At 51.4% G+C, this 16,962-nt stretch carries 16 protein-coding genes; 15 read left to right on the top strand and 1 reads right to left on the bottom strand.

Annotated features, from left to right (window positions below; translation table 11 throughout):
• Window positions 1-497: 497 nt before the first annotated feature.
• The 11 genes from dinB (at window position 498) to trxA (ending at window position 13,686) form a co-directional block, all read left to right on the top strand.
• Window positions 498-1,559, top strand: a complete 1,062-nt coding sequence (dinB, locus tag JUF22_RS10150) for a DNA polymerase IV (protein ID WP_203646188.1) — start codon at window positions 498-500, stop codon at window positions 1,557-1,559.
• A 411-nt stretch (window positions 1,560-1,970) separates the two neighbouring features.
• Complete coding sequence (locus JUF22_RS10145; protein ID WP_125765748.1) at window positions 1,971-2,936, top strand: DHH family phosphoesterase; 966 nt, start codon at window positions 1,971-1,973, stop codon at window positions 2,934-2,936.
• Window positions 2,933-4,291 carry a DEAD/DEAH box helicase gene (locus tag JUF22_RS10140; protein WP_203646099.1) on the top strand — a complete coding sequence of 453 codons (1,359 nt, stop codon included), beginning with the start codon at window positions 2,933-2,935 and terminating at the stop codon, window positions 4,289-4,291. Before JUF22_RS10145 ends, JUF22_RS10140 begins: the two co-directional genes overlap by 4 nt.
• Window positions 4,292-4,917: 626 nt before the next feature.
• Window positions 4,918-7,557: an alanine--tRNA ligase gene (alaS, locus tag JUF22_RS10135; RefSeq protein WP_203646098.1), complete on the top strand. Its 2,640-nt coding sequence runs from the start codon at window positions 4,918-4,920 to the stop codon at window positions 7,555-7,557.
• 283 nt (window positions 7,558-7,840) lie between these two features.
• Window positions 7,841-8,113, top strand: a complete 273-nt coding sequence (locus JUF22_RS10130; RefSeq protein WP_024746979.1) for an IreB family regulatory phosphoprotein — start codon at window positions 7,841-7,843, stop codon at window positions 8,111-8,113.
• Window positions 8,110-8,547: a Holliday junction resolvase RuvX gene (gene ruvX / locus JUF22_RS10125; RefSeq protein ID WP_203646097.1), complete on the top strand. Its 438-nt coding sequence runs from the start codon at window positions 8,110-8,112 to the stop codon at window positions 8,545-8,547. The genes JUF22_RS10130 and ruvX overlap by 4 nt, the downstream gene beginning before the upstream one ends.
• Window positions 8,548-8,555: 8 nt before the next feature.
• A complete protein-coding gene (locus JUF22_RS10120) occupies window positions 8,556-8,867 on the top strand; it encodes a DUF1292 domain-containing protein (protein WP_125584156.1) in 312 nt (103 codons plus the stop codon).
• A 464-nt stretch (window positions 8,868-9,331) separates the two neighbouring features.
• Entirely contained in the window at window positions 9,332-9,595 is a 264-nt protein-coding gene (locus JUF22_RS10115; RefSeq protein WP_125765752.1) for a cell division protein ZapA, read from the top strand.
• Between the two features lies 1 nt (window position 9,596).
• A complete protein-coding gene (locus tag JUF22_RS10110) occupies window positions 9,597-10,136 on the top strand; it encodes a CvpA family protein (RefSeq protein ID WP_203646096.1) in 540 nt (179 codons plus the stop codon).
• A gap of 27 nt (window positions 10,137-10,163) precedes the next feature.
• On the top strand, window positions 10,164-12,527 hold the full coding sequence (locus tag JUF22_RS10105; protein WP_203646095.1) for an endonuclease MutS2: 2,364 nt from the start codon (window positions 10,164-10,166) through the stop codon (window positions 12,525-12,527).
• Between the two features lie 838 nt (window positions 12,528-13,365).
• The gene (gene trxA / locus JUF22_RS10100; protein ID WP_125765755.1) at window positions 13,366-13,686 is read left to right on the top strand and encodes a thioredoxin; all 321 of its coding nucleotides are present in this window, start codon (window positions 13,366-13,368) and stop codon (window positions 13,684-13,686) included.
• A gap of 100 nt (window positions 13,687-13,786) precedes the next feature.
• Here the strand turns inward: trxA and JUF22_RS10095 are convergent, their stop codons facing one another.
• Complete coding sequence (locus tag JUF22_RS10095; protein ID WP_203646094.1) at window positions 13,787-14,305, bottom strand: YslB family protein; 519 nt, start codon at window positions 14,303-14,305, stop codon at window positions 13,787-13,789.
• A 187-nt stretch (window positions 14,306-14,492) separates the two neighbouring features.
• Between JUF22_RS10095 and murI the strand changes: the two genes are divergently transcribed.
• The 4 genes from murI to cbpB are packed head-to-tail and all read left to right on the top strand — an operon-like array spanning window position 14,493 to window position 16,959.
• A complete protein-coding gene (murI, locus tag JUF22_RS10090; RefSeq protein ID WP_203646093.1) occupies window positions 14,493-15,323 on the top strand; it encodes a glutamate racemase in 831 nt (276 codons plus the stop codon).
• Window positions 15,320-15,928: an XTP/dITP diphosphatase gene (locus JUF22_RS10085; RefSeq protein ID WP_203646187.1), complete on the top strand. Its 609-nt coding sequence runs from the start codon at window positions 15,320-15,322 to the stop codon at window positions 15,926-15,928. Before murI ends, JUF22_RS10085 begins: the two co-directional genes overlap by 4 nt.
• Window positions 15,928-16,446, top strand: a complete 519-nt coding sequence (locus tag JUF22_RS10080; protein ID WP_203646092.1) for a YfcE family phosphodiesterase — start codon at window positions 15,928-15,930, stop codon at window positions 16,444-16,446. The genes JUF22_RS10085 and JUF22_RS10080 overlap by 1 nt, the downstream gene beginning before the upstream one ends.
• A gap of 21 nt (window positions 16,447-16,467) precedes the next feature.
• Window positions 16,468-16,959: a cyclic-di-AMP-binding protein CbpB gene (gene cbpB, locus JUF22_RS10075; RefSeq protein WP_203646091.1), complete on the top strand. Its 492-nt coding sequence runs from the start codon at window positions 16,468-16,470 to the stop codon at window positions 16,957-16,959.
• Window positions 16,960-16,962: the final 3 nt, after the last annotated feature.

Below are 16,962 nucleotides of genomic sequence, written 5' to 3'. Positions count from 1 at the left end.
ATAACGGCTTTTGATTGAAGACAAACGTTTGTTTGGGTATAATTTATATACTAATAAACAGTAATAGTTCGGTGAATGCTCAGTTAGACCTGGTGGGTTAACGGTTAATTCAGGCCTTTTGGGGGTGAAACATCATGTTGTTCGCGCAGACAGCCCATATTCATACAGTTAATTAAAAGCTTAAATAAAAGTTGTTGTAAAAAATGGCTAGTCTAAGTGACCAGAGGCGGATCAAGGTGATCAGCTGTGTCGGTGCTCTTGGCTGGTGGTTTTACAGCCTAGAGCACGGGACGACCAGGGAAACTCGCGAATCTTTGCGAGGTTTCCTGGCGAGGTGGAAGACCGCCCCTCAGGCTGGAACCGTTCCCCACAGCAGGGCACCTTGAATCCGCTGCCGGGAACGTACCGATTCGACAAGCGTTTTGTTACATCGTGGAAAGGAGGGGACGGCTGTGGTCCCAGAAAAATACACGCAAAGAAAAATCATTCACGTCGACATGGATGCGTTTTACGCGTCGATTGAAGAACGGGACCACCCCGAGTTCAAGGGTCACGCGCTGATCATTGCCAGAGATCCCCGAACGACTGGCGGTCGCGGCGTTGTGACCACGGCCAATTACGTGGCGCGACAGCTAGGCGTGCATTCCGCCATGAATGCCAACGAGGCGTTTAAACTGGCCCCGCACGCGACGTATAAGACCCCAGACTTCCCCCATTACCGCGAAATTTCCGACCAGATTCACGAAATTTTTCATGAGTACACGGATAAAATTGAAACCGTGGCGTTTGATGAAGCCTACTTGGACATCACGGAGAATAAGAAACACATCCGCTCGGCGGTTCAGGTGGCTCACGAGATTCAGGTGGAGATTTTTGATAAGACCCATTTGACCTGTTCGACCGGCATTTCCTATAGTAAATTTCTGGCCAAGGAGGCCTCGGACTTCCGTAAGCCGGTCGGCGTGAGCGTGATTCTACCGGAGGACGCACACGATTTTTTGATGGGGTTGCCGATTGAACGTTACCGGGGCGTGGGCAAGAAGACCGTGCCTAAAATGCATGAGCTGGGCATTCAAACCGGGGCGGACCTGTATCAAAAATCCCAATTGGAATTGATCCACGACTTCGGTAAGTTCGGTTACATTTTGTATCAACGGGTACGCGGTATTGATGAGCGGCCGGTCGAGTATCTGCGCGAACGCAAGTCGATTGGCAAGGAGCGCACGTATGGGCCACCCTTGTCGTCGGTCGGTGAGGTGGAAACACAATTGCAACGACTGGCAGAAATGGTCGCGGCAACGGTCAAACAAAAGCAACGGCACGGTAAGACGCTGGTGCTCAAACTACGGGACAGCGAGTTTAACACCATCACGAAGCGCGTGACCCAAACGGACTTCATTGCCAACGACGCCAACATCTATTACGACTTAGCCCTGGACCTCTACCACAGCGTGGCCAGGGATGACGAGCAGGTCCGCTTGCTGGGCATCACGCTAACCGGACTAGCCGCGCAAACTTTTGAAAACGTCAAGTTGCCACTGTTTAGTGGCGATGAGTAGAAAATGTTGGACGAGGTCAGGCTATCGGTAGTTAGGAATTAAAGCAAGCTTACAGGAACAGTGATTAATGACAATTAGCGACAAGATTAATGAAATGCGGCAGCGTGGGTTCAACCAATGTCAGCCGCAGGGGTGGGAAAAATGGACTCAGCCGTGGGATTTCTTAAGGGGAACCCTTAAGAAATGGCGACTTTGAAACTCGTTTCTCAGAGGTTCAAAGCGAGTTCAGAGACCGCTCTTTGGCTCTGGACGTCCTGCCCACCGCGTTCCGGTCCAATTTTTCTCACCCCGGAGGCGATGGTTTAACCCTACCAGCCGAGTTTTATTGAAATTGCGCGCTAAAACTTGTATACTGAAACGCGGTATCGACGCGTCTTGGTCGAAAAAATCGGATAGAAAACGGGTGAACCTATGGCTATTGAAGCTGCCATTTTAGAAGAAATCAAAAAGTATCAGACAATTATTATTCACCGTCACCAGCGGCCTGATCCCGATTGTATCGGGGCTCAACTGGCTTTACGGGACATTTTACAAGCGAGCTTCCCAGAAAAAAAGGTTCTGGCTGTGGGTAAGCATTACCCTGGCTTCGACTGGATGGGCCAAGCCGACCAAGACGTGGAAGATGGCGTTTATCAGGGTGCGTTAGTGATTGTTGTGGACACCGCTAACCAGCCTCGAGTCGATGATGAACGGTGGTCCACTGGGGCCGCGGTCATCAAGATCGACCATCATCCGAATGACGATGCCTTTGGCGACATTCAATGGGTGTTGGATCAAGCGTCCAGCACGTCCGAAATCATTTATGATTGGTATGCCAAGAATGCCGCGGCACTCACCATGCCTGACGATGCGGCACGACTACTTTATGCCGGCATCATTGGCGACACCGGGCGGTTCATGTACCCGGCTACGTCAGCCAACACGTTTGCCGTTGCCAGTAAGTTACTGACTTACAACTTCTCAATGACGGACGTCAACCAGGCTGAGGATGAAATTTCCCCAGAAATGGCGCGGTTGTCCGCTTACGTTTACCAGAACTTAGAAATTTTGCCTAGTGGGGCGGCTTATTTGAAGCTGACCGACGAAATCGTGGAGTCCTTTGGCCTCGCTGCCAGTGACTCCACATCCGCCGTCGTGCCATTGCCCGGTAAGATCACCTCCGTTGTGGCTTGGGCCATCTTCGTTGAAGCCAAGGACAAGACCTTCCGCATTCGGTTGCGTTCAAAGGGACCTTCCATCAACGAATTGGCTAAGAACCACGGTGGGGGCGGTCACGCCTTGGCCAGTGGTGCCACAGCCCACGATCAGGCAGAAATTGACCAAGTTATTCACGAGCTCGATGAGTTAGTGGCTAACACTAAAGGAGAAAATGAATGACCGCAGATTTTAAACAATTCAACTTGCAGCCGTACTTAATGACGGCCTTGCAAAAGATTGGTTTCGCGACCCCGACCAAGGTCCAGGAAAAATTAATTCCCGTGATTGCTTCGGGCAAAGATGTCGTGGGCCAATCCCAGACTGGGAGCGGGAAGACGCATACGTTCTTACTGCCCATCTTTAACCAGTTAACGTCAGAAAACCAGGTTCAGGCCGTCATTACCACGCCTAGCCGGGAACTGGCTTACCAAATTCACACGGCCGCTGAACAATTAGCTGCTGAATCCCCATTTGAAATTCGGATTGGGAACTACGTCGGGGGGACCGACAAGAAGCGCCAAGTTGAAAAACTGCGGCACTTCCAACCCCAATTGGTTATCGGGACGCCCGGTCGGGTCATGGACTTGATCCAATCTGACGCCTTGGATGTGCATACCGCACGCCAATTTGTCGTGGATGAAGCCGACATGACCCTGGACCTTGGGTTCTTGGACCAAGTCGACCGGATTGCTGGGCGGATGCCGAAAGACTTACAAATGATGGTCTTCTCGGCCACCATTCCGCAACGATTGAATCCCTTCTTAAAGAAGTACATGAACCATCCAGTCGTTGAAGAAATTCCTACCGATACGATTATTTCTGATACGATCGACAATTGGTTGATTTCAACCAAAGGTCAGAACCGTAACCAATTGATCTACCAATTGATTACCATGGGTGAGCCTTACCTGGTCCTGATCTTCGCCAACACCAAGACGCGGGTTGAACAAATCCACGACTTCTTGCAGGCCCAGGGCATGAAGGTCGCCATGATTCATGGGGGCATCAAGCCTCGTGAACGGAAGCGGGTCATGCGTGAAGTCAAGAACCTCCAATTCCAATTCGTTGTGGCCACCGACTTGGCTGCCCGGGGAATTGATATTGAAGGGGTCTCCCACGTGATCAACGATGACATTCCAGAAGACTTAGACTTCTTCGTCCACCGGGTCGGCCGGACGGGTCGTCAGGGGATGCACGGAACGGCCATCACGTTGTACTCACCAGATGAAGAAGCCAAGGTCGCTGAGATTGAAGCCATGGGCATCAAGTTCCAGCCTAAGCGAATCAGCAACGGTGAAATCATCGATTCCTACGACCGGAACCGCCGGACGCAACGGAACAAGAGTACCGAAAAGCTTGATCCAGGTTTGATTGGTTTCGTTATGAAAAAGAAGAAGAAAATCAAGCCAGGCTACAAGCACCAAATCAAGCAAGAAATTCACCGTAGAAAAGACCAAGAACGGCGAATCGCCCAACGCCAAAGCGCCAGAAATGAACGCAAGCGGCGCAAGCGCGAGTCGGATCGGTATCAATAAAAGAGTGCGGAACAGGGCGGTTAGGTCCTGAGCATTAGCGAGAAGAGAGTCTCAAGTCGGCAAAGCCGGCTTGGGACTCTCTTTTTGCTAAGCGCAGGGACCTGTCCTGTGGAGCACGTTTCAGAAGCCGCAAGTTTCCGAATAGACTGGCGAGAGCAAGAATAGCGCAGTAAGCCAGCACAGCCAGCAAAGATGCAGCCAATCAAGGGAAGCCAGGTCCTACACAACCGTCAATAAGCTTAAACACACGACAAATAAGTTCAGACGGGAACGCCCCAAACCAGTCTAAGCCGATTGGCCGTCCGGCAGGCGATGCAGACAGCTGGCGTTCACCCCAAAGTTTTCCCGAACGTTTAGTTGACAAGAAAGTGCGCCACACCTATAATTTCAAGTGGACATTTAAATATACTATCGAGGACATACCCTGACCCCATGACTTTCAGAAACGTTTTGGTTGCTGTGAAAAACGACTCATGGATTCAGTGGCGCTCCCTCAGGAACATCGCGACTCAGCGTTATGAGTTTAAGAGGTTAACGATTAAAACATCGTTGCAAGTAGAGTGGTACCGCGCTTCGGCGTCTCTACGGGCAACGGTGTTTTTGACATTTTTGGAGGTATTTGAGAGATGAAAGAGCTAACTAGTAGTCAGATTCGGCAAATGTACCTCGACTTTTTCAAGTCGAAGGGCCACACGATTGAGCCTAGTGCATCACTGGTTCCCAAGGATGATCCATCATTACTGTGGATCAACTCCGGGGTTGCCACGATGAAGAAATACTTCTCCGGCCAAGTTGTGCCAGAGAATCCCCGTTTGACCAGTTCTCAAAAGAGTATTCGGACAAACGATATTGAAAACGTTGGGAAGACCGCACGGCACCATACGTTATTTGAAATGCTCGGGAACTTCTCAGTGGGTGATTACTTTAAGAAAGAAGCCATCACTTGGGCATGGGAACTCTTAACGTCCCCAGACTGGTTCGGCTGGGATCCAGATAAACTGTACATGACCGTTTACCCAAAGGATACCGACGCCAAGACTGATTGGGAGGCTGCTGGTGTCGCCCCTGATCACATCATCGCTGTCGAAGATAACTTCTGGGATATTGGTGAGGGTCCTTCTGGTCCTGACTCCGAAATTTTCTACGACCGTGGTGAAGCCTTTAACAATCTGGCCGATGACGATCCTGAAAACTACCCTGGTGGCGAAAACGAACGCTACCTGGAAGTTTGGAACATCGTGTTCTCCCAGTTCAACCACGAACCCGATGGCAGTTACAAGCCATTGCCGCGGAAGAACATTGATACGGGGATGGGGCTCGAACGGGTCGTTTCGATTTTCCAAAACGCTCGGACGAACTTTGAAACCGACTTGTTCATGCCAATCATTGAAAAGACCGCTGAACTCAGCGATGGCAAGAAGTATGGTGTTAACAAGGAAGACGACGTGTCCTTCAAGGTGATTGCGGACCACGCGCGGGCCATCACATTTGCCATCGGTGACGGTGCGCTGCCTGGTAACGAAGGCCGGGGCTATGTCATCCGTCGTTTGATTCGGCGGGCTGTTGTGAATGGCCAAAAGTTAGGCATCAAGGGTGCCTTCTTAGACCAATTGGTTCCCGTCGTTGGGACCATCATGCAGTCTTACTACCCAGACGTTTTGGCTCAGGCTGATTACATTGCCAAGGTCGTTCGTTCCGAAGAAGACCGCTTTGGCGAAACGCTGGACGGTGGGTTAACCTTGCTGAACAGCTTGATTGCTGACCTGAAGAAGCAAGGCGGTAGCCAAATCGCCGGTCCCGACGCCTTCAAGTTGTACGATACGTACGGCTTCCCAGTTGAACTGACCGAAGAATACGCCGATGACCAAGACATCACGGTCGACGTTGACGGCTTCAAGGCCGAAATGCAAAAGCAAAAGGATCGGGCACGTAATGCGCGTGGCAAGCAAACGGCCATGGGCCTGCAACACGACCTCTTGATCAACGTGACGACGCCTAGCCAATACGTGGGTTACACCCAACTTGAAACGACGAGCAAGTTAACCGAACTCGTGGTTGATGACCAACTGGCTGACGAAGCCACGACTGGTACCGTTGAAGCGATGTTTGACACCACGCCATTCTACGCTGAAATGGGTGGCCAGGTCGCTGACAAAGGGGACATCTTGGACGAAGCCGGTCACGTGGTTGCTCACGTTGCTGACGTGCAACACGCCCCTAACGGCCAGAACCTGCACACGTTGACGGTTGTTGCCCCATTGAAGAAGGGCGCCACTTACCAACTCAAGGTTGATGCTATCTTCCATAGCAAGGTCGAAAAGAACCATACCGCAACCCACTTGTTAGACAAGGCGTTGCGTGAAGTCTTTGGCGAACACACCCAACAGGCCGGTTCACTGGTTGAAGGGGACTACTTGCGGTTTGACTTCACCCACTTCGGTCAGGTTGATCCTGCCGATTTGGCCAAGGCCGAAGCCATTGTGAACGAAAAGATCTTCGCTGAATTACCTGTGACGACGGTTGAAACCGATATCGAATCCGCTAAGCAAATGGGCGCCATTGCCTTGTTCAGCGAAAAGTACGGTAAGGTCGTTCGGGTCGTCAGTGCTGGCGATTTCGTCACCGAATTCTGTGGGGGGAACCACGTCAAGAACACCAATGAAATTGGCCTGTTCAAGATTACCTCAGAATCCGGTGTCGGTGCCGGTGTCCGGCGGATCGAAGCCGTGACTTCTGCGGCTGCTTACAAGTACCTGCATGAACACGATGACATCTTGCATGCCGTTGCAAGCGATTTGAAGGTGACTCAGGTCACTGAAGTCGCCCAGAAGGTCAATGCCCTGCAAGCTCAAGTCAAGAGCTTAGAACAAAAGCAAGCGGCCTTAGAAGGCAAGTTAGCTAGTCAACAGGCCGGTGCTGTCTTTGATAACGTGGTCACGGCTGGTAACTACAAGTTGATCAGCGGGACGGTTCAAGTTTCCAAGATGGACCAGTTGCGGGCCTTAGCCGACACTTGGCGTGACCAAGCCCTTTCCGATGTGTTAGTATTGGGTGCGGAAGTCAATGGTAAGGCGAACCTGATTGTGGCCGTTAGCGCGGACAAGCAAAAGCAGGTCAAGGCTGGCGATTTGATCAAAGCCATTTCACCAAAGATCAACGGTGGTGGCGGCGGTCGGCCTAACCTGGCCCAAGCCGGTGGGAAGAACCCAGCGGGCTTGCCAGATGCCATGACGGCTGCGGCCGATTGGTTGGCTGATCAAGACTAACGCTGAGGCGTTTTGCTTGAAAACTGTGGTCATTCTGTTAAACTATTAATCATGTTTAAGGTTGGTGTTGCCGTCGGTGCTGGGGAGTTTGCCAGTGGTGGCGCGACCCGGCTGTGTAAAAAATTAGCGAAAAGCTTGGTCAAGAGAAGGGAGCGGCTCGAGTTGAGTGGCTCCCTTCCCAGCAACAGTATTACGAATAGATTACATTGCTGAAGTGCGTTGTAGTTTGGGCGGTAATCGAGTAAAATTGAGGCTAAGCGAGGAAGTGCGGGGGTGTTTTATAGTGAGTTCATTAGACAAAACGATGTATTTTGACTTTGGGGCTAACCAACCAAAGGACGTTCATGATACGCTGGTAACGGTCTATCAAGCACTAGAGGAAAAGGGTTATAATCCAATTAATCAGATTGTCGGCTACCTACTATCGGGCGATCCTGCATATATTCCACGTATCAATGATGCACGGAACTTGATTCGGAAGCACGAGCGCGACGAGATTATTGAAGAGTTAGTGCGTTTTTATCTGAACCAGAATGGACCGGTGAAGCCTTCATGAAGTTAATGGGTTTAGACGTGGGTTCCCGTACCGTGGGTATTGCAATCAGCGATGCTCTCGGGTGGACCGCCCAAGGGATTGAGATCATTCCAATCAAAGAAGAGGAAGAAGTCTTCGGGTTGGATCGGGTCGCAGAACTGGTGGCGACACACGAAGTCCAAGGCTTTGTGGTCGGGCTCCCCAAGAACATGAACAATTCGTTAGGTCCCCGGGCCGCGGCATCTAAGCGGTACGGCGAGATGTTAACTGAACGGTTCCATTTGCCCGTCGATTTTGAAGACGAGCGGTTGACAACCGTTGAGGCGGAGCGTATGTTAGTGGAACAAGCGGACACTTCGCGCCGCAAACGTAAAAAAGTAATCGATAAATTAGCTGCCGGACTGATTCTCCAAAACTATTTGGACCGTCACGGCAAGTTAACTCAAGAAAAGTGAGGTTTCCCATGAACGAAGACCAAGAACAAATTACATTAGTTGACGAAAATGGTAACGAAGAACTGTACGATGTCCTGTTTACCTTTGAATCTGACGATTTTGGTAAGTCATACATCTTGATTTACCCTTCAGGCAAGAGCGACGACGAGGAAGTTGACATCCAAGCCTACGCGTTACCTGCAGACGATGACCCAGCTAACCCATCCGGTGGCGACTTGCAATTGATCGAGTCCGACGAAGAGTGGGACATGGTTGAATCCGTACTGAACACTTTCCTGGCTGATGGGACCATTGATCCTAACGCTGGTAAAAAAGACTAGTCAGTTTCAACGAAAGGACGGAATTTTTCCGTCCTTTTTTGTATGACGAGAAAATTTGGTGGGATTAACAGGTAAATGGGTGGCTTGCTAGTGGGTGGAAGTGGCAGTTTAAAGTGTATTTAGCGGATGATGAAACTGTCGGACAGAAAACGTTGCAGTTAAAATGGCTGAAAGCCAGTGTGAGTGTAGCCGGAGGTAGACAGATACGTAGACCTGTGTCGGTGGTGTTAGGCCGGTGAATTTCCGGTATTACACCACGGGCGAGCTTTGAGATTCGGATTTTTCGAAGCTCAAAGTCGAAGTCAAAGACCGGTTCACAGGCTTTGATTGGCCCCCACGGTCGGTGTATCTGTCTACCGCAGGCGAAACGGACAATCTTACAACCATTTTAAAGGCCAAAACGTGCGCCCGACCACTGTTTAATGGTAAAATAAGACGTTGCGCAAAACAGGGGGAATTTTAAAATGACTGAAGAAACACACCGCTTTAAAGCCGTCATTGCCGGCAAGAGTTACACGATTGTCGGGCAAGCCACGGACGAACATATGCGGGCGGTGACTGAGGTGCTGAATGAACAGTTCACCCAGCTCAAGGAGCTGTCACCCAATATTAGTAAAGAAGACGCGGCAATCTTGATGGCGTTCAACGCTGTTTCGGACCAATTAAAGATGGCAGCGGCCAACGACCAAGCGGATTCCGCTAAGGACTCATCAGAAACGGAGGAATAGTTTGGTTTTAAGCTTAATTATTCTCGCAGTTCTCATCTTTGGTTTTCGTCGGGGCTACCGGCGGGGACTGGTATTACAGATTATTAGCACGATTGGCTACTTGATTGTTTGGATTATCGCCCGGTTGGGTGCCAAACCACTGGCGAGCGGCGTGGGCCAGTTCGTGGGAAATCTTTCCCTGAACAGTTCCGCTAGTGCCGTGACCGCGGCTGAGAGTAGCAGTTTCTTTTTAAATGGTCTCGCATTTTCGGCCATTTTGACCGTGGGCTTTTTCATTGTCCGCAAGTTAGCTTATGGCATCAACAAGGTGACCTGGTTGCCGGTGATTCATCAAGTTAATTCCTTAGCGGGTGGTCTGATTAATCTGGTCATTCGTTATGTGGTCATTTTTTTAACCTTAAATTTACTGATCCTGTTACCAATTCAGGGTTTTCAAAACAGTTATCAAGCCTCTCCAGTCGCCCAGTGGATCGTCAAACAGACACCCGTGCTGTCAAAGCAGGTGTTCACCTGGTGGCTGACGGAGCATGAATCGAATTAGATTGATTCGGGAGAGAGGAGTTCGCCGATGAATCAAAAAACATTAAAAATTATGGAGTACGACCGAATCAAGCAAGCCTTACGCACTTACTTGGTCTCGGCAGCTGGTCAGCATGAGCTGAGTCAGCTGGCCCCAACCGCGGATGCCAAACAACTGCAGACCTGGTTGGATGAAACCAGAGACGGTGCCGACATCTACCGCTTAGAGAGTGGGATTCCACTGCCCAAGTTGGATGATATCCGGCCGCATTTACATCGGTTAGCCATGGAGGCTGCCCTGAACGGGTTGGAATTGGCCCAGATCAGTCGGGTCTTATGGACGACTGGAACCGTGGTCAAATTTTTCCACGACCTCGCTGAAAAGGAAGTTGATTTACGCCGGCTGGACCGGGTCGTGAAGGAATTGGTCACGTTACCCGATGTGACGCGGCGGTTGCGAATCTCATTAGAGGGCGACGGTCGCATCACGGATGAAGCCTCACCCGCCTTGAAGCAGATTCGCCAGCACATCACCCAGACCGAAGCTGAAATCCGCCGGACCATGGACCAATACACCCGGGGTAAAGATGCCAAATATCTGAGTGAAACCATCGTGACCATTCGGGATGACCGTTACGTGATTCCCGTTCAGGCCGCTTACAAGCAACACTTTGGTGGCATCGTGCATGACCAAAGTGCCAGTGGCCAAACGCTGTTCATTGAACCCCAAGCAGTTGTGGGCTTGAACAACCGGTTACGGCAAAATCAAATGGATGAACGTCACGAGGAACAACGGATCTTAGCCGAATTGACGGCCTTACTTGACCCGTACCAGGATGAAATTTTACGGAACTCAGAAATTTTGGGGCACTTTGATTTCATCAACGCCAAGGCCAAGTACGCCCACCATTTGAAGGCCACCGAACCCAAACTGTCCCTGGATAATCAGGTCAGCTTGCGGCAAGCCCGTCATCCACTGATTGATCAGCGGAAGGTCGTGGCCAACGACATCACCATCGGTAAGGACTACAAGGCCATCATCGTGACCGGGCCCAACACGGGTGGGAAGACCATCACGCTGAAGACGTTGGCGCTGGTCCAATTAATGGGTCAGTCGGGACTATTTATTCCCGCCAATGAAAACAGTGTGATTGGTATCTTCAACGATATTTTCGCGGACATCGGGGATGAACAATCCATCGAGCAGAGCCTGAGTACGTTCTCCGGGCACATGGAAAATATCGTGTCTATCCTGAAACAGGCCGACGACCACAGCTTGATTGTCGTCGATGAACTGGGTGCCGGTACCGATCCCCAAGAGGGGGCCGCACTGGCCATTGCCATTTTGGATGAAATCGGAACGCTGGGCAGCTATGTCATGGCGTCGACCCACTATCCTGAGCTGAAGGCTTACGGGTACAACCGGCCGGATACGATTAACGCCAGCATGGAGTTCAACGGCGAAACGCTCCAACCAACGTATAAGCTGTTGATTGGGATTCCTGGACGGAGTAATGCCTTAGACATTGCGGCCCGGCTGGGGATGCCGTCACAGGTGATCGACGCGGCTCGGGGGTTGACCGACCAAGACAGTCAAGACTTGAACGCCATGATTTCCGATCTGACCGAACAAAAGCGGCGGGTCGACGATGATGCCGAGAGTTTGCGGACCCAATTGGCTGAGGCCGATGAGTTACACGATCAATTACAAAAGCAATTTAACAGTTATCAACAGCAAAAGGATCAGCTGATGACGGACGCTAAGCGCGACGCCAACCGGCTGGTCGATGAGTCTCGCAAACGGGCCAACCAAATCATTTCTGATTTGCGGAAGAAACAGTTGGCGGCCGGTCAGAGCGTTGTTAAGGAAGACGAACTGATTGCGGCTCAAGGGGCTTTGAACGCCCTGCAACAGGATACCAAGCTCAAGAAGAACCGGGTTCTGCGGCGTGAAAAGGCCAAGCTCGACTTCCATAAGGGTGACAGCGTGCTGGTCAAGTCCTACGGCCAAATCGGGGTCCTGATGCAGCAGCTGGATGACGGCCACTGGGAAGTCCAACTGGGAATCCTGAAAATGAAGATTGCCACCAACGACCTGGAAAAGGCCAAGGATCCAGCCAAGTCGGCTAAACAACCGCGAGCCAGTGTGAAACGCAGTGGCTCCAACGGCATGTCGCCAACCTTAGATCTCCGGGGTCACCGCTACGAAGAGGCGATGGCCGAAGTCGACCGGTACATTGATTCCGCCTTGCTAGCGGGTTACCCATCCGTGACGATTATTCACGGGAAGGGTACCGGGGCATTGCGGAAAGGGGTCACCGAGTACTTGAAGCGGAATAACCGCATCAAGAGCTTCGGCTTCTCCCCAGCCAACGCCGGTGGTGACGGGTCTACGGTTGTACGGTTTAAGTAGTCTTTTTCAGCGCCTTACCGGGCGGGGAAAATACTCTGGAACGTTAGGGGGAGGACGGCTGAAGCCTGAGAAGCGGTCTTCAACCTCGCTTTGAACCTCTGAGAAACGAGTTTCAAAGTCGCCATTTTCTAAGGGAAGCACTTAGAAAATCCCCCAACTGAGAGTATTTTCCCCGCCCTCACGGCTTACAGGGCGTGAGAGCCCAACGGTGGAGCCATCACCGGGGCGTGTGTGGAGTTGTGTATGTATTAAATTGTCTCATGTTCAAAGTCCCTCAGTAAATTGCTTACTGGGGGACTTTTTGGTTAGGCGGATTATAACATAGCTGCGTTATAGTAACCATGTGATTGGAACTGTACCAACTAACCAATTAGTCAGACAATTAAGTGCGACCAAATTGATTGATGAGCCGTTTGATGCGGGGTAATGCCGCGTCAGCCGCAGGACTGGTGAAAATGAGCCGAGCTGGCCAGTATAAGTGACCAGAGGCGGGGCAAAATGCCCAGCTGTGTCGGTGGTCTTGGCTGAGGTTTTTGCTCAGCCTAGCCCACGGGACAACCTTTGCGACCGGGTTTCAGGCGCAAGGTTGAGGTGGAAGCCCGGTTCTCAGGCTGGAACCGGCCCCATAGCAGGGCGTTTTGAACCCGCCGGCGGGAACGGACAGCTGACACAGCGTCACGGCTCAGTTTTCACCGGCCCGGAGGCGAAGACAACGACGTACCCCCGGATCAAATGCGAATGCTAATAAATTGTAAGCAACTTAGTTGTGATTTCAAAAAATTCTGGTAGACTGAAAGATATGAAGTCGTGATTAAATTTGATAAGGAGGCAATTCTGAATGGCAGCAGTAGCAGAAACAACTGATAAGACCTTTGAACAGGACACCGCTAAGGGCGTAACCCTGACGGACTTTTGGGCAACTTGGTGTGGTCCTTGTCGGATGCAATCACCAGTCGTTGAACAATTATCTGAGGAAATGGACAACGTCACGTTCAACAAGATGGACGTTGACGCCAACCCTAACACGCCACAATCCTTTGGGATCATGAGTATCCCAACCTTACTCGTGAAGAAAGACGGCCAAGTGGTCGATTCTATCGTGGGTTACCACTCCAAGGATCAATTAAAGAAGATTTTGGACCAATACGTGGAAGCTTAACGCGTTGGCAAACGGTCGTCACTGCGGTGGCGGCCGTTTTTTTTAACGAAAAAAGCACTGACCCTCGTGATAGCGCGGTCAGTGCTTACGTGAAACTTGGCTAGTTTTCTTCAGGTGATTCGGCAGGTTCGTCGCGAACCACCGCCAGTGGGGTGGGGGCGTCGTAGTCCGGAATCACATCTTCGGGATCGGTGTAGACGTCGAAGGTGACGGTGGTAGCCTGCAGCTTACGTGAAGTTTCAGTCAACTCGGCTTCAGCGGAAACACCCAGTTGTTGGGCCATCATTTCTGCGAGGAAGCCCGCTTCCAACGTGAAGTCGTCATCGCCCTGTAATTGTTTCCGCAGCTTAACGGGCGTACCGCTGAGTTGCCAACGGGTCATTTGGGCCGTCTGTTTGATCAGGGACAAGTGGCCAAACCCAACTTGCTCAAAGAAGGTAGCGGCGTCCTTGGGATTGCCGATTGGGAACCGGCGAGCCAGTGATTTGCCCGCCCAGTAGTTGATATCGCCCTGGTCATCGCCTAACAATTCTGGGAGTAAGGCTTCTCTGAGTAACATTTGTGGCAGATTTGCGGCACCGTCGGCATCAGCCATGACGGTTTGATATAAGTTTTTCACGATGGTGGACTCCTTCATTCCGATAGTTTCTGAACTCATTATACCGTATTTGTTTCAGGAATATGACTATCCGGTGAATTTTACGTATATTTATGAGAATTGGCGTTTTGCCTGGCAGGAAACTTGAAACCGGTTAATAAAAAGGCGATAATGGAGATTCAAGAACATCGAGAAGGAGCGTTGATTCATGCAAACAGATCCGATTGGTCTCATGGATTCAGGAGTCGGCGGTTTAACAGTTTTAAAGGAAGTTCAGCGGTTATTACCAGCTGAAAATACGGTCTTTTTGGGCGACCAGGCGCGCTTGCCATACGGTCCCCGAACGGTTGAAGAGGTCACGACCTTTACGCGACAGATTGCCACTTACTTACGGCAACATGCCAACATTAAAATATTTGTTATCGCTTGCAACACGGCGACAGCAGCGGCCTTAACGCAGATGCAGTCGGAACTACCCGTGCCCGTGGTTGGGGTGATTGCTCCCGGGGCCACGACGGCGGCTAAGGTCACCAAGAACCACAAGATTGGTGTCATTGCAACGGAAGGCACCGTCAAGAGCGGCCAGTATCAACAGGATATTTTGGCCGTCGATGCGCAGAACCAGGTTGTGAGTGTCGCCTGTCCCCAACTGGTGACGTTGGCCGAACACAATGATTTGACCTCGGCTCACGCCCAAGAAGTGGTGGCCCAAAACTTGGCACCCTTCCAAGGCACCGACATTGATACGTTGGTCATGGGTTGCACTCATTTTCCACTGCTGCGGGACGCCATTCAACGGGCAATCGGGCCCGACGTCACGTTGGTCGATCCCGGTGTATCAGCTGCTGAACAAACGGCAGCCATTTTGAAAGACAAGCATGAGCTGAATACCACGGGGCAACCCGTGACGGCGACGTATTACACGACCGGTGACGTTGACCAGTTTAATCAATTGGCCAGTGAGTGGTTAGACATCGCACCGAAGCACGTCACCCACTTAGATGTCAGCACGTTAGCGACTCCCGCGGAGGTAGAATAAGCATGGACAACACATTGGTAATCGCCACGAACAACGCGGGGAAGGCCCGTGAATTTCGCGCTATTTTTGAGCCCAAGGGCCTGACGGTGAAGACGCTGGCAGATTTCCCCAATCTCACACAGGTTGCGGAAACGGGGACGACCTTCACGGAAAATGCCACGCTGAAGGCGACCGCGGTGGCTGAACAGACGCAGCTGCCCGTTTTAGCGGACGATTCCGGCCTGATGGTCGACGCCCTCAATGGTGAACCGGGCATTTATTCTGCGCGGTACGCCGGTGATCACGATGATGCCAAGAACAATGCCAAATTGTTGGCGAATCTACAAGGCGTTCCCGCCGCACAACGGGGCGCTGGGTTTCATACGTCGCTAGTGTTGATCAAGCCAAATGGCAAGAAGCTCGTGGCTACGGGTGAGGTGCGCGGTGAAATTTTAACGGCGCCCCGTGGCGAAGACGGTTTCGGGTACGATCCCTTATTTTATGTGCCCGCAGAACACGCGACCTTTGCCGAAATGAGCTTGGCCCAGAAGAATCAACACAGTCACCGGGCTAAGGCCACGGCGGCAATGTTACCGCAATTCGATGAATGGTGGGAGGAAAAATAATGACACGTTGGCTGGTAGTCAGTGATAATCATGGAGACCGGGACATCCTGGTCAGTCTCAAGCAGGCATTGCAACCGGATACCATTTTTCACTGTGGCGATTCCGAAATGAACGCCGATGATCCCTGGTTTAAGGATGCGTACGTGGTGATGGGCAACATGGACTTTGACAGTCAGTTACCGTTGGTGCAAACGCCCACGGTCGATGGCTGCAAGGTGCTATTGACGCACGGCCACTACGATGAGGTGCATTGGGACCTGACCAAGCTGAAATTGCACGCGGATCAGGAACAGGCCGACCTGGTCTTTTACGGCCACACCCATGAGCTGGCGGCCGAAGCGGTCGGGGGCCACGTTTTCGTGAATCCCGGGAGTATCAGTCAGCCGCGCGGCGAGTTCCGTCAGCTAGGAGGCACCTGTGCCATGATTACCGTGACGCCGACGCAATGGGTCGTCCAGTATTACACCCGTGACGCCCAGCCCGTGCCCGATTTAAAATTTACCTTTGACCGTTCGTAACTAGAAAGGATGACATGACCCATGATTGACCCTGCTGTTGAGCAGCTATTGCGCAATGACCCCAAGAGCTATGTGATTCCAGCCGCGGTCGTTGCCAACGTGACAGCGACCAATACGCTGGAGCATGCTTTGATGGTGCTCTCTAAGGTCGGGTACAGCCGGATTCCGGTTCTCGACCCCGATGATCACCTGCAGGGGATGATTTCGCTAGCCGCAATTACCGATAAATTGTTGCATGTGCCAGGCGCTGCGGTGGAACAGCTGAGCAACTACACCGTGGCCGACGCCATGTTACCGGTAGAGCACTGGGTAGATGACCCAGCTAAATTAGAAACAATCTTAAGCTATATGGTGGATGAACCCTTTATCCCGTTATTAAATCAAGATAATGTTTTTCAGGGTATCATTACCCGCCGTGAAATTTTAAAACGCGTAAACTACTTAGCCCACAATTTAGATGACCATTACCTGGTCACCCCGCGGGAAAAAGTGATTGAAAATGGCGACCACTAAGCA

Source organism: Levilactobacillus lanxiensis (assembly GCF_016861655.1).
Taxonomy (GTDB): Bacteria; Bacillota; Bacilli; order Lactobacillales; family Lactobacillaceae; genus Levilactobacillus; species Levilactobacillus lanxiensis.
The sequence above is the reverse complement of the archived record's forward strand: the minus strand, read 5'-3'. Positions and strand labels throughout refer to the sequence as shown.

Coding starts and splice junctions, on each gene's coding strand:
- dinB (WP_203646188.1), top strand. CDS start 498: ATGGATGCGTTTTACGCGTCGATTGAAGAACGGGACCACCCCGAGTTC.
- JUF22_RS10145 (WP_125765748.1), top strand. CDS start 1,971: ATGGCTATTGAAGCTGCCATTTTAGAAGAAATCAAAAAGTATCAGACA.
- JUF22_RS10140 (WP_203646099.1), top strand. CDS start 2,933: ATGACCGCAGATTTTAAACAATTCAACTTGCAGCCGTACTTAATGACG.
- alaS (WP_203646098.1), top strand. CDS start 4,918: ATGAAAGAGCTAACTAGTAGTCAGATTCGGCAAATGTACCTCGACTTT.
- ruvX (WP_203646097.1), top strand. CDS start 8,110: ATGAAGTTAATGGGTTTAGACGTGGGTTCCCGTACCGTGGGTATTGCA.
- JUF22_RS10120 (WP_125584156.1), top strand. CDS start 8,556: ATGAACGAAGACCAAGAACAAATTACATTAGTTGACGAAAATGGTAAC.
- JUF22_RS10115 (WP_125765752.1), top strand. CDS start 9,332: ATGACTGAAGAAACACACCGCTTTAAAGCCGTCATTGCCGGCAAGAGT.
- JUF22_RS10105 (WP_203646095.1), top strand. CDS start 10,164: ATGAATCAAAAAACATTAAAAATTATGGAGTACGACCGAATCAAGCAA.
- trxA (WP_125765755.1), top strand. CDS start 13,366: ATGGCAGCAGTAGCAGAAACAACTGATAAGACCTTTGAACAGGACACC.
- murI (WP_203646093.1), top strand. CDS start 14,493: ATGCAAACAGATCCGATTGGTCTCATGGATTCAGGAGTCGGCGGTTTA.
- JUF22_RS10080 (WP_203646092.1), top strand. CDS start 15,928: ATGACACGTTGGCTGGTAGTCAGTGATAATCATGGAGACCGGGACATC.
- cbpB (WP_203646091.1), top strand. CDS start 16,468: ATGATTGACCCTGCTGTTGAGCAGCTATTGCGCAATGACCCCAAGAGC.